Below are 12,571 nucleotides of genomic sequence, written 5' to 3'. Positions count from 1 at the left end.
CTGGTGAATATGGGAGCACATATGCGTCCACTTTCGTCTCGGCATTCGTCGCCTATTGTACGTAGTCAGAACCTCGACGGTCGGCCAGCCAAGCCCATGCAATCAACCCGACTACAAGCCAAATGAACAGGGTGATAAGCGTGGCTATAAGCGCATCGTCAAAGAACTCTTGAAGCACGCTCCATGAAGTGCTATCCCAACCGACGATCAGCTGCTTCCAGATTCGAATGGTAGCTACCGTTACGGGGATGTTTGCAGCCGTCAGCACGAGAAACGCCAGCCCCGTGAAGATAGGCTGGCGTCTGCGGTACTGAATGAGCACTTGCCCTGCTCGAGTGCAATGCTTGCTCATGATGTTGAACCAGCCCAAGGGGCAGCGGTTCAAGGGTTTGAGGCCAAACCACGACCGCGACCAGCGATGCAAACATATCGGAGCGGGGCGTTCAGCGTTGCAACCATAGGTCGGATTCCTCGTCGCGAAATATTCGTTTTCAACGAAGCGTTACGGATCGAAAGTCGGACTTCAGGTACAACAGTGGCCTGGTTAGCCGACCTTAGCTTGTGACAGGCAATGGAGATCAGAATGGAGTTGACACACAACCTACCGCCAGTCGGTACTGCCACGTTCTCTTGCCCCTTCAAAAACTGATCTGAAGGGGTGCGAGCATTCCATCTTACGCCCGCACCGGGCGCGGCCGCTAAACGGCTAGTGGCTGGCGGGCTGATACGCGTTCGCGCCGTGCGCGGCGGCGAGGCGCTGCTGGCGCTCCTTCTTGGCCATGTGGTGGCCGATCGCGCAACCCGCCATCGCGCCCAAGACGGTGTGGTGGCCCGCGAAGTGGCCGGCCACTGCGCCGACTGCGGCACCCTTGAGACAGCCTTCAGCATGCGCATTGGCAAGCGGAAGTGCAAATGCGGCAGCGATCAGTGCGGTCTTGATGAGCTTCATATCGGGTTCCCTCGGACGTGTTAGATGTCTTCGAATATATGGGCGCCTCAAGCGGATGCAAACGAACCTTCTTAGCTTCGCAACTCCGCTAGCGGCCCCGGGTTGAACTCGATTGGATCGTCGCCTTCGAGCAGAGCCTCATCGAATGCATCGAAGGCAGCGTCGTTTATCCGTTCGATCGCGCCGGACGACATCAGGCCGCGTTCCGCGCACAAGGCAGCGAAAGCCTCGCCGGTCCACGTTGCCTGAGCCAGCATAGCCCGCAGCAGATCGCTGTGGCGGGCGTCCAGCGAGGGCAGCGCGGAGAACGAGGCATAGCCCACGGCGGCCGGTGCCGTGACGTTGTGATCAGGAGGTGCGGCAGGCGAGGCGGCGATCGCTGACGCTTGGTCAACTGCCCCGTCCACATCATCTGTGAAGATAGAGCCGAGCACCGTGTCGACCCGGGCCGTCTCCTTGCGCAGGGCAGCGATCCGGGCCGTATCAAGCACTCCTGGTGCTGCGGTCGCGCGCGGTGCCGGTGGCGCTGACATGCCAAGTCCCAAGCTCGTATGCGCCATGTCATAGAGGGCCTTCGGATCTGCACCGAGCAGGGCAAAATATTTCTCCAACTGGCGGACCACCGCGACCTGCTCGAGCGCACCGCCCGCCCGAGCAACGGCGACTAGCTCGTGGGTGAGAGATACCCGATCGGGCGCGTCGATCAACGCTAGTTGCTTCTTGAGCGCGCTCTTGCCCTTGAACTCAGGAGCTTCCGGAGCGGTCAGCGCGATCAACAAGGCCTGCAGGCGCACGTGGGCTGCGGCTGTCAGTCCTCCCCACTCTAGTGCAATTGCCTTCGCCTGTTCAAGCGCGGCGGCGGAATTCGGCAGGCCCATGCGGATCAGGTCTGCGAGAAATGCGACGCAGGCCACCCGCGCGTGGTGCTTGAGATGGACCGGCAGCAAACCTGCGCTCTTACCGCGCGACGCTTCCGGCAGGGGCAACTCCCCCGAACGGAAGAAGACGATCGGTGTGGCGGCGCTGGGTGCGATCGATCCGTGTCGCGGATCGGGCTCGACGCCAATGCCCATGTAGCCATCCATCTGACCCAGCAGGGCCGCAATCGGAATCTTGGTAAGCACGTCGTCCGCATCGAGCGGCGCAAGGAATGCCGCAAGAGTCGAGGGCTCGGTCACATCGACCCCGGCATTCAGTTCTGCGAGGATCAGCGCAAGGCGCTCCCAGACCTGGCCGGGCCAGAGCGGGCAGGGCAGCATCAGCCGCGAGACCGGATCGTCGGCCCGCTCAGCGCTCCTGGCGACGTATCGGGAATACCGGGTGAGTTCCTCTGTTGCGGACAGAGCGATGGTTTCGACGAGCCGGCCGAGTCCGGCTTCCTCGCAAGTTAGATCGGCCATGGCTACCGATTCCTGAACCTCGCTCAGCACCATTGACACAGGCTGATACGACAGTTGGAGACTCTTCGTCGAAAGGGGCGGGCTCCAGGTCGCTAGGTTGTTGCGGAACTGCCGGTCACAAAGGTCTTGGAAGATAGCGGCGAACTGCAACTGATGTCGCTTCACCACGGCTGGTTTGTTGAAGCGGCCGTCGCTTATGTACCATGTCGCCAGCCACTTCGCGGGAAGCTCGTGGCGCTCGTGGTATGCCTGCGAGAGCCCGATTCGGCAAAGGTCCTTTACGACATGCGGGTTACCTTCCAGCGGCAGAGCTGGCGGCGTGAGGTCCACAGCACCGTAGATGTAGCGGCAGAAGGCTAGTAACTGTCGGGCTCGCCAATTGAACGTCCCGTTTTTGTATGTCTCGATCAGACCTTCGAGCTCAGCGCAGATGGCCGGTATCTCGTCTCGCGCCGCTTGGTCGCTACGCGCGTCAATGATCGCGCGACGCTCGAGGCCATAGAAGAATAGGTATACGTAGCCGAGACCCGCGTTCGGGTGCCGCCGGCCGCTAATCAGCCAGTTAATGTACGCGGCGCGCGCGGTCGGACTAGCGCCCTCGTAGGTCGGATAATACGGCAGGTGGTTGACGGTGAAGTCTTCCTCGCGCCCAATCTGCAGGCTTTCGTCAATCAGGCTCGGCTCGGTGCGCTCGAGGCGATTGCGCTCAGCGCTACTGCAGAGATACACGAGGCCGTCTGGCAGCGAATATTGGCGCACCTGTACGCGAACGCCTGGCGGTACCCAATGCGTAGCCAGGTCCTGCGGGCGGACCGGGTTCGGAGAGGACCGAATGACGAAGACTTCAGGCTTGTCCGATTTCAGTTGGGCCTCAAAGAAATGGTCTGAGTGCATAGTCCCGATCGAGGCTGAGGAGGATGTTGTGGCGCGTGGTGCGTCCCTGGGCTGCCGCGGGGGCTTGGCCGGAACCTGCTCAGGCTCAGGAGCTGCGACGAGGTTGGGCGCCGGTTCTGGTACGCCAGTGCTCCTATTCTTCCGCGATCGTCGCGAGAGCACAACGGCAACGAAGAATAGCCAGTACGCAGCGGCCGCAGCTGCGGGTAGGGCAGAAGCCTGCACGCCCAGGCCGATCAGGAAGAGCACTACCAGCAGCCAGCCCGCGCCGCCGCCAGACTTCGGTGCGCGGCCAGACGTTGTCTTGCTTGTGGGGGTATGCGTGCGACGGGAAGCGCGGCGGCTCATGTGGTCTCCTGTAGCTGGTCCCCAACTGTCCCGAATTCACGAAGCATAAAATCAGTTGCCCTTAAGTACGCCTGAAAGCCAACCGAAGAGACGGCCCGAGCCAGCGTCCGGCGCTGCGTCGTCGACGTCGAGGGCCTTGTCTTCTTCGGTGTCCGGCCCATACGGTAAGCGCGCGTACTTGCAGTCAGGGCAGGAGCGTTGTTCGGGATCGATGTCCAGACGCATCTTGATGCCGTCAGCGACGCGCAGGCTGATGACTGTCTCGGGGTCGATTTTTGCGTCGATGAGGACGTGGCGAAACCAGTTCCAGACGCCCGGGTGACCGAGAATGTTCTCGAGTCCGTACGTGTCTATCCAGTCGCGACAGACGGGCGGGCGGCGTGCGTAGTGCGTGTGCACCTTGCCGTCGAGCTCGAAATAGATGAAGACGCGCGGCCGTGGCCACGAGTATGTCGCGCTGAGGTGCTTTGCCTCCCACGCGCGCAGGGCCACGGGATTGAGCTGCCGGCCGGCGATGCGCCGCTGCACCTCAACGTCGATCGCGCCGCCCTTGTGCTCGAACTCGTCCAGGTCGAGAAGTTCGGCGATGACGGGATGGCCGTCTTCGAAAACACTTTCGTTCAGCGTTACCGCGCACACGATGATCTTGTCCCGAGCGGGCACATACAGTCCGAGATAGCCGCACTCCTGATCCGTGTAGCTCAGAAGAACCGCGAACCCGGTGCGCACGGCGGCCTCGAGATCAGACGGTGGTAAGCAGGCCACCGACTGCGCCTGCTCGCGCGCGAGGCGGCCCAGACGGATATCGCCTATGACATGGCTATAGCGACTTAGCGCGTGGCGGCGCTTACCTTCTCGTATGCTCAAGCGAAAACCTCAGGTGGAACAGGGCCAATCGAGTTTACGCGATTTCCGTCCTATCGGCGGATTCCGGCAGAACTTAACGAGCCAACTGATCTTCTTGAGCTGCGCTCGCCGGGGCGAAATCGGAGAACATACCATTGGCCGGGTTTTGACCCGAGCAGCATGAGCATGGTAGCGCCGCCGCACTAACGTCGAGCTCAACAGGATGGGTGTCCGCGATGCGGATCGCGACCACACGCTCGATCGGGAGGCCATGCTGCTCTGCCTGAGCGCGGTACCAGTCGAGGAAGCCAGGGTGGCCAGCCGCTTGTTCGAGCGAGTGCGTCTCCACGAAGTCGCGGCAAACCGGGGCGTTGTGAAACACCATCTGCGCCGGACGCGCCCCGGGCGCGTCATCGTCGCGGCGGAACCAGGTCGTGACGCGGTATCGCGCCGCCGGCAGCACGCCACCGAAGTAGCGCAGCTCCCAAGCGCGGAACGCCACCGGGTCGAGCGCCTGGAAGGCTGCCGTGCGCATGCGTGCGACCGAGATTGGGCCCGCGTCGTTCTCGAACTGCACCTGTGTGAGCACCGTAACAATACAGGGAGGGGCATCCGGCGCCGGATGGTGCGCGAGGACGGCGACAAAAAACGCGTCCTGTTCCAGGTTGTAGAATAAGTGATAGGTGCGGATCCGGTCACCTGTTTCGCTCTGCCACGGCAGAATAACAGCGCCGCCCCGGGCGATGAAACTGCGCAGGCGCTCGCCATGGAGGCCAGTACGGGAAAGGGTGCGCTCGCAGGCGTGTAACGTCAGGTGCAGGCCCGCCATGCGGGGGCGAAGTTCGTGGCCGATGGCCGACGGGTTGGCGTAATGCATGATGTGCTCCGTGTGATGCCTTTCGGCGGTAGAAACGCCTTCATGCTCTCCCACGGCCCCTTGAATGCAACTGGGGCACGCCCAGCGGCGCTTGTCACTCCGGCATCAGCCCCGGTTTCGCTCACGCCAAATCGCGTGTGCTATAGTCCTACCCAGCCGTTAGATCGGCATCCCACCTCAAGGCGCCAGCCGCCACACCAAAAATCTGCTGCAGCTTTGCCGGGTCACGCCATCCCGCAGAGCGTGATGCTCCCTCTTTTTTCAACAGTCCCAAGCGGGCAACAGGGGGAAAGCCATGAAATCCATCTTCGAGGTCCGGATCCACTGGGCGGAAGACGATGACGAGCAGGGAACCTTCACTGGGCAGGCCGAAGCCAGTACCAGGGACGAAGCGATCGACGCCGTGGCGCGGGAGATGGCGGTATGTCGAGACGGTTGCGGTTCGGCTGCAAGCGAGGAAGAGATCCGGGGATTCATTGAACGCGCTCGTGCGCGCGTCGACCATGTCTGGAGCATCACTGAGCACGTGTTCAGCGACCTGCAGATGGTGCTGGAAAGCGAACTGCAGGGCCGCCGTCTAGACCCCGCTGCGCTCGTCTCCCTCATAAGCGAGAACCTCGATCGTATCGCTCCGGCCGCCGACAACCGGAGGGCCGCGTGAATATGAAGTTCGGTGGCTACGAACCAGAAGTCATTTACAGCTGGCCCAGCTGCTTCGAACGCATCGAGCTGGAGTGTGTCCGTGAAGGCGACGGGCGCTGTGAAGTCGACAACAAGGCGCCTGAGATTTTCGCCGCGTAATCCATGAACGCACCTGATTCGCCCTTGGGGCGGGTTGGGTGCGGCTCTGGCCATCAAGCATGCCCCGAGCCATCGCTCGCTCCTCTTTCGACCGCCTTTTCAAGGCATAAATGGAGCACACCATGAATCCGAAAACCAACGAAGCGAAGAGAACTGACAGCGTTCCGATCATCCCGCGCACGTTCTTCCCGTACTCGGTGAAGGTCATCGCGACGGACACTTGCTATCCGATCGACTTCGAAGCAAAGGGGCTTCTTTACGAGACGGGCGACGTCGTGATCGAGTACCCGTTCAAGGACCAGGCGGGCAATGCTCCTCAGCTTGAGGACGATGGCGCCGCAATCGACATCCACACTATTGTCTTGCCGAATGGCGTGGAGATGGACAGACACGACTGGACGGAAGTCGCGGATGCACCAACTTTCGACCGCCGGCTGATGGCATCGCTCTGCATGATGGGTGATGCGGAGTTCGACTATGGAGAAGGCGGTGGCACGCTCCTGTTCGAGCAAGCCGTCCAGGCCAAGGCGAACGTGTGCAAGCTGAACGGTCTGCCGTACGCTTTCCTCCTCGGGCAACTAGGGATCAAGGAAGAGGGGGCGGCGCGTGTGTTCGGCGCGCCGCAGACGGTTCTTTCGCTGATGATGCAGGACGTCGTCGACGACTATGACATACCGGACCAGGTGCCGGAGTGGAAATGGGTGGAAACGAACGCTGCCTACGTCCACAGTCGCAACGGTAAGTACGGCGTTTGGGAGTTTATGCTAAACCTCAGTGTCACGTTCAAAGGTGATCCAGGCCGCCTCGGGCCGGTGATCGCTGCCGCGCGTGCTGAGGGAGCGGCGTACATTCTCATCCATCAGGGAACCTGAAACGCATCCGGGACACCTCCTCGCGCCGCCAGTATGGGGCGCGGGCGTGGTGGGCCAGCTTTATGTTCGACCTGGCGTCGCGACCAGTCAATCTGACGCTCACGATGCGATGCGACCGTGTCGCACCCCGATGTCTGGGATCGGAACCAGGCCACCTTGTGGAAGCAGCTCGGGGGCTAGGTGATGCACATCATCGGATGGTCGGAGAATTAATTCCCCGCGACGTTCGGCCAGGCCTATGCCTCGCCGAGCCTTAGGCTCTCTCGTTTTCTAACCACCCCGACGGGGTATCAAAGGAGAACGATATGAACGGCAATACTCAATCGCAACGTCCGGAAATCCGAGATTCGCTGGGTGCTGTGGTGCCCGGTACGGGAATGCTGGTCGGCGCGGGCGTTTCGGCGGTAGACCGGCTGACTTACGCAATGGACCGGGCGGCGGAGTTCCTTCGGGATACGTTCGACGTCTCAGTCGAGAAGCGTTACAACAGCAACGGTCGTTCTGGTGGAGCCTTCGTCATCACGGATCCCGACGCTCGCGGTATCGGAAGCAACAGCTCGATTGGCATCTCGGTCGGTTTGACCGCGGAAGACAGTCTGCGCGTCAATGTCTACGTCGAGGCCGTGTACCTGTACGACACGTCGCTGGCGACGAGAGAAGGGAGCATGTTCGGAGCGTATGCGTATCACCCAGTCGGCTCGGTCGAGGAGGCGCTCAAGTGGATCGCTGAGAACGCCAAGGTACCGAGAATCAATAGCGACTCGGTCTAGTCCGGGATCAGGTAAGGGGCACGTACTATCCGAGCGTGGAGAAGGTGCCGAAATACCGTATGGACGGCCGATCTGTGGTGCCGGTTCTGGCCGCAGTTCATCAACCTTAAATTTGCCCGCCGCGCCGCCCATCTCGGCGGCCGGTGCGGCCGATAACCAGCACCTTCCGGGGTTTAGTCGCCCCCACGCCGTTAGTTCGGCATCTCAGGGTGCACAACCCTTTTCAATCCTCCAAGCCGCATCGCTGCGGCTCGGCCAGTCCGCCAGACTCGCCGAGCTCTCGCTCACTCCTCATCAACTGCCCGACTAGGGCATCACAGGAGCGACGCATGAACAGCGACACCAAAACGAAATCGACGAACGCGAAGTACGTGGTCATGGACGAGCACACGCTCGGATATTTGATCGATGAGACGCCGAACGTCATGGGCGTGCTCGCCGGCAGCGTGAAGCGCAGAGGTCACAACCCCATGAACGGACCTGCGACGATCGTGCACGGGAACACGCGCCTTCGACCTGCGAACGAGATCGACTTCGAATTCTTCCGGGTCGCGCTTCCATCGGACTTCAACGCGGATGATGCTGCCGGAGATTGCCAGATCGAGGCCGCGCCGAAGGAGCTTGCTGGTTGGGTGAAGGCTCTGGTCAAAGTCACATCCGAGTTGGTGCAGGCGGTGGAATATACGCCACTCGGCGTCCGGGGCATAAAGGCTGTACAGGCAGCCAAGAAGGCGCTGGGTAACATACCTGGCTCGGGGTGCTGAGCAACGACTGATCGGGATGTGCCAGTTCTCCCACCTTTGATGCTGAAGCGACGTGCCTAGCTTTGCTTCGTCGCGGCCCAGATTCATGGCGGACCCGATAGCCCTGCTCACAAAGCAGGTGACTAGGGAGGGCGGCATCGTCGAGATGTGGCACTTGGTGACGCCTGAGCAGTAACAGGCCTTCATGGAAAACGATTCAGTGCGAGAGCGCTTGGAGCCAAATCTGCCAAATGAGGTCTTCGCTACAGCATGACCGGAGCGGAGTGTCGACCAGCAGATCGCGCACAAGCCAGCGGCGTAGAGGAAGTAACCCGTCAACCTGAAACCAGCCCACCGAGCCGCCCACTGGGGCGGCCGGTGCGGCCCAGAATCCGCGCCTCCTGTGGTATATTATTTGCACGCCGTTAATTCGGCATCTCAGGGCTCTTAGCCCGTCTCGATCCTCCAAGCCGCATCGCTGCGGTTCGGCCAGTCCGCTAGACTCGCCGAGCTCTACGCTCCCTAATTTTCAACAGCCCCATTTGGGCAATTAGGAGCGAACCATGAACAGCAAAGTCGAATCGCAACTGTCGCAATGCCTTCGCCACGCCGTTGAGCGTGTGCGAATCGCCAACGCGGAAGGCAACCCCATTCTGTCGGCGTGGCTCCCGGACGCGGAGGCTTTGCTGGGCTTGCCGAAGGGGACATCGCCTATTGGCGCGCGGACCGTCTACTGTGCCGCGCTGGAAGGTGACACGGTTGGCGGCGTCGACTGGTATCCAAATGCGTCCACCCGCGCGGAGAAGCACCACGACCAGAAGGACGTTTGGTTCGATCTCCACGTTCCGGAGGGCGCATCGAACGACGAGATCACAGCTCTGGCGGATCGAGCAGCGTGGGAGAAGTGGTACGACGCTGGGCGGCTTGAATGCCGAAAGATTGCCAGGAAGCTCCCGGGACATAGCCTGGAGGTCGACTTCATTTCCGTGTGGGCAGAGGGCAACGTCAAGTCCAAGGCGAAACTGGACTTCATATCCGGCCACGTATTTGACATCGAGATGTCTGACGAAGGCGCAGACTACGTGACGCTCATGACCGAGAACATCGTAGTCGGCAACAAGGTTATGCCCGTTTCGAAGCGGGACGGGGATGGATACTTCCTGAGCGCCGAACATCTAGCGAGGCTGACGGACCCGCATTCGGTGACGTATGAATCGGGCACCGCAGTCGAAATCGATTTCCACGACAAGGCGGTGATAGGGTTCGTGAATACGGACTTCAGCGCTTTGAACGTGGTGTCGGTCAGCGTCGACGGTACGGTATTCGTTTTCCACTACACGGAGATCCTGGGGACGGTGACGTCCCAGGTCCTGGCCGAGCGGTATCCGGTCAAGGGCTCGATGCCGCTGCCAGTTGTTCACCAACTGTATCAACTGCGCGAGGCGGAATTTGAAAGGCTAAGCCAGCGTGACATGATCGTGGCGGCCGACCTGCGGGGTTTGGATCGCGGCGTTCGCTTCGCAATCGCGGATATGCTCTTCGCGAAGTGCGATGCTGCTGCCCGTCATGCGCTCCTGAACGACGAACACCCACACGTGCGGAGCAGCGCAGCCATTTCGCAGTCGGATCTTCAGATCGCTTCGTAATCGCCGTTCCGGCAAAGGAAACCAAGCCCGCCGTGCCTCCCCTCGTGGGGGGGGCGGCGTGGCGCACAACAGTTGTCAGGTTCGACAAGGCAAGCCGTCTTGCCGAGCTGCATGCTTCTTCCTTTTTTCAACGGCCCAACGGGCAAAAAGGATAGAGCGATGACTAGCAATATTCAAACGAAAGCACCGGAACCTCAGGCAGCTACGTGGTTCGTTGGCGTGCTGCAAGAGCGCAACGGTGAGTATATGTATGGGCACAAGGTTCTGCTGCAGGTCTGCGGCTCACCGGAAGACAAGCTCCGCGACATCGCCCAGTCGTTTTACGACGAAGAGGGCGAGCCGAGCGACAACGGTTTCTATCACAACGGTCGTGAGCTTTTCCTTTCGCCCGCCAGCGTGACGCCCATCGAAGAGAACGAAGCCAAGGTCCTTCAACGCTTCCTCGTGGTCTGCAGCGACGATGCGGCTATCGAGTGGATGTCGGTCGAATCTGCGGAGGCTACCAACCCGGAGAAAGCATGGCACGACGTGTGTAATGTTCAGGGCTGGAACGCGGAGTCGCAGATCATCCACCTCGAAGGCTTTCTGCGCGATCGCAACCTCTTCACCGAGTTCGCAGCCTATGCGAAGCGATCTGCTGATGAGGAGGACGAGGCTGGCGCCTCTGACGTGAACGCGGCCCAGATCCTGCTGACGCCTTCGGTGGCGGCTGCGGTCTACACCGACGCAAAGAGCATCACCGTCAAATTCGATGCGGCCGCGTGGTTCGCGGTAGCGACCGATCAGGCAATCATCGACCTGCACGGTATCGGTTGGACGGGAGATTATGCAGCGGATGACGTGGCGAGGCACTTCGAGGACAGCAACCCGGATATCGAGGGACTGTTTGCATTTTGCCGAGCCACGAACGGTACTCGTGAGCAGCAAGGCTTCGAGTGCTTGGTGGACGAGCGCGAGGCGATGGGCTGGCTGAGGCAACATCGCCGTGGCCTCTGGGCCCGCCTCCTGTGCGAAGACAACAATGTCAAGCTAGTCGAAGCCCAGAAGCCTGAAGTTCACGGCATGTGGAATTGGCTGGGCGATGAAGGCAACGGGTGCGAGCGTAGCTTTGCGACGGTCGACGAGGCGGCGCTCAACGCCGTCGACGTCCTCAAACTCGAAGTGGCCGTTCATGCGGGCCAGCCGACGCCGAGCGAGTAACGTATCAACCTAGTTTTGGCTCTGCCGCGCTGCCCTTCGGGGCGGCCGGCAGAACCCCGATCCCGATTATCCGGTTCAGCCAGGCAACGTGCCTCGCTGAGCCCGAGGCTCACTTCTGATCAACAGCCTCACTGAGGTAAAAAGGGAGTTCCTCATGAACAGCAACGCTCACGTCGATGCCACTGCGCAGCGTACGCTCGAGATCATATCGGTCTCGCTCGACGAAGGCCCATCCTATCAGGCCTATAGCTGCGGCGAGCGCTGGAACGGGTGGCATTGCCCGTACTTTACCTTCGAGGAAGCAATGAAGGTCACAGAGCATCCGCATCTTGTGGGGCTCAAGTACGTCGCGGAAAAAGACCAATTCATCCTAGATGATCCAGATTACGTCAACGATCCGATGTACGTGCCCGAGATCTTCGAGCCAGAAACCGTAACGGTGGATGGCCGGCAGATCAAGCTCTACGCGATCGGTGCGTTTGGCTGGTGCTGGAACAAGAACGACTGACCGTCATCAACGCGCAACGGAAGCCCGCCGATGACCCATCGGGTTTCCCCGTCCGTTCGGACGGGAAAGCCACTGCGGCTTGACTCTTTACCCACAGCCCATGAGGGCATCAAGGACGAAAATCATGAATTGCAACACGACCCGTACCATCGAAGCGATCGACGCAGAGATCGCAAAGCTGCAGGTAGAGCGCGCGCAACTCGTTCGTGCCAGGAAGGATGACCTGAAGTTCGGACAACACGACAAGGTCGCCGTCGGCACGCCGGGGCGCCTCGTCACAATGGACGAAAGGCCGATCGCCGGCTCGTACGAGGTGATGAATGGTATGAGCGGCATCACGACCGCGACGCGCAAGCCGGACGGCTCACTTAGCTTCGATTTTGAAGGCGGAACCGAGGTGTACTGGGACGGCCAGCGGACGGTCCGGAGCCCTTTGGAAGAAATCTTGTTCGTCGACGAAGACGGTGAATTCGTTCACGAAAGCCAAGTCAAGCTCGTCTGAGTCGATGGCTAGGAAGGTGAGGACGAGGAGAGCGGCGAATAAGTGCCGCTCGCCTTTGCTTGTTCCATGGAAACCACGCTCGCCGGCATCCCGTCATGGGACGCCGGCGGCGGTATCTTCGCGATATCTCTCCGTGATATAGTGACAGCAGCCGTTAAATTGGCATCTCAGGAAACGGCATTTTTTGCCGGCCGATACCTTCTTCAAAGAACCTT

The 12,571-nt window shown here is 60.7% G+C and carries 14 protein-coding genes; 9 read left to right on the top strand and 5 right to left on the bottom strand.

Features of this window, described 5'->3' with window-relative positions; all coding sequences use genetic code 11:
* Positions 1-52: 52 nt before the first annotated feature.
* From PCE31107_RS14850 to PCE31107_RS14830, 5 genes are all read right to left on the bottom strand, one after another.
* On the bottom strand, positions 53-322 hold the full coding sequence (locus PCE31107_RS14850) for a hypothetical protein (protein ID WP_150609458.1): 270 nt from the start codon (positions 320-322) through the stop codon (positions 53-55).
* Positions 323-706: 384 nt separating this feature from the next.
* Complete coding sequence (locus PCE31107_RS14845) at positions 707-949, bottom strand: hypothetical protein (RefSeq protein WP_150609456.1); 243 nt, start codon at positions 947-949, stop codon at positions 707-709.
* A 71-nt stretch (positions 950-1,020) separates the two neighbouring features.
* Complete coding sequence (locus tag PCE31107_RS14840) at positions 1,021-3,243, bottom strand: TerB N-terminal domain-containing protein (protein ID WP_174966677.1); 2,223 nt, start codon at positions 3,241-3,243, stop codon at positions 1,021-1,023.
* 399 nt (positions 3,244-3,642) lie between these two features.
* Positions 3,643-4,458, bottom strand: a complete 816-nt coding sequence (locus PCE31107_RS14835) for a hypothetical protein (RefSeq protein WP_150609452.1) — start codon at positions 4,456-4,458, stop codon at positions 3,643-3,645.
* Between the two features lie 73 nt (positions 4,459-4,531).
* Complete coding sequence (locus PCE31107_RS14830; RefSeq protein ID WP_150609450.1) at positions 4,532-5,314, bottom strand: hypothetical protein; 783 nt, start codon at positions 5,312-5,314, stop codon at positions 4,532-4,534.
* Between the two features lie 295 nt (positions 5,315-5,609).
* On the opposite strand from PCE31107_RS14830, the gene PCE31107_RS14825 reads away from it, so the two are divergent.
* The 9 genes from PCE31107_RS14825 (at position 5,610) to PCE31107_RS14790 (ending at position 12,356) form a co-directional block, all read left to right on the top strand.
* The gene (locus PCE31107_RS14825; protein WP_150609448.1) at positions 5,610-5,975 is read left to right on the top strand and encodes a hypothetical protein; all 366 of its coding nucleotides are present in this window, start codon (positions 5,610-5,612) and stop codon (positions 5,973-5,975) included.
* Entirely contained in the window at positions 5,972-6,115 is a 144-nt protein-coding gene (locus tag PCE31107_RS23410) for a hypothetical protein (RefSeq protein ID WP_174966676.1), read from the top strand. Before PCE31107_RS14825 ends, PCE31107_RS23410 begins: the two co-directional genes overlap by 4 nt.
* Positions 6,116-6,237: 122 nt before the next feature.
* Complete coding sequence (locus PCE31107_RS23405) at positions 6,238-6,987, top strand: hypothetical protein (protein WP_174966675.1); 750 nt, start codon at positions 6,238-6,240, stop codon at positions 6,985-6,987.
* Positions 6,988-7,292: 305 nt separating this feature from the next.
* Positions 7,293-7,757: a hypothetical protein gene (locus PCE31107_RS14815; protein WP_150609445.1), complete on the top strand. Its 465-nt coding sequence runs from the start codon at positions 7,293-7,295 to the stop codon at positions 7,755-7,757.
* 329 nt (positions 7,758-8,086) lie between these two features.
* A complete protein-coding gene (locus PCE31107_RS14810; protein WP_150609443.1) occupies positions 8,087-8,521 on the top strand; it encodes a hypothetical protein in 435 nt (144 codons plus the stop codon).
* Positions 8,522-9,063: 542 nt separating this feature from the next.
* The gene (locus PCE31107_RS14805; RefSeq protein ID WP_150609441.1) at positions 9,064-10,146 is read left to right on the top strand and encodes a hypothetical protein; all 1,083 of its coding nucleotides are present in this window, start codon (positions 9,064-9,066) and stop codon (positions 10,144-10,146) included.
* 111 nt (positions 10,147-10,257) lie between these two features.
* The gene (locus PCE31107_RS14800; protein ID WP_150609439.1) at positions 10,258-11,346 is read left to right on the top strand and encodes a hypothetical protein; all 1,089 of its coding nucleotides are present in this window, start codon (positions 10,258-10,260) and stop codon (positions 11,344-11,346) included.
* 154 nt (positions 11,347-11,500) lie between these two features.
* The gene (locus tag PCE31107_RS14795) at positions 11,501-11,854 is read left to right on the top strand and encodes a hypothetical protein (protein ID WP_150609437.1); all 354 of its coding nucleotides are present in this window, start codon (positions 11,501-11,503) and stop codon (positions 11,852-11,854) included.
* Between the two features lie 124 nt (positions 11,855-11,978).
* Positions 11,979-12,356: a hypothetical protein gene (locus PCE31107_RS14790; protein ID WP_150609435.1), complete on the top strand. Its 378-nt coding sequence runs from the start codon at positions 11,979-11,981 to the stop codon at positions 12,354-12,356.
* Positions 12,357-12,571: the final 215 nt, after the last annotated feature.

Source organism: Pandoraea cepalis, assembly GCF_902459625.1.
GTDB lineage: Bacteria > Pseudomonadota > Gammaproteobacteria > Burkholderiales > Burkholderiaceae > Pandoraea > Pandoraea cepalis.
This window is presented reverse-complemented; position numbering and strand designations above follow the sequence as displayed.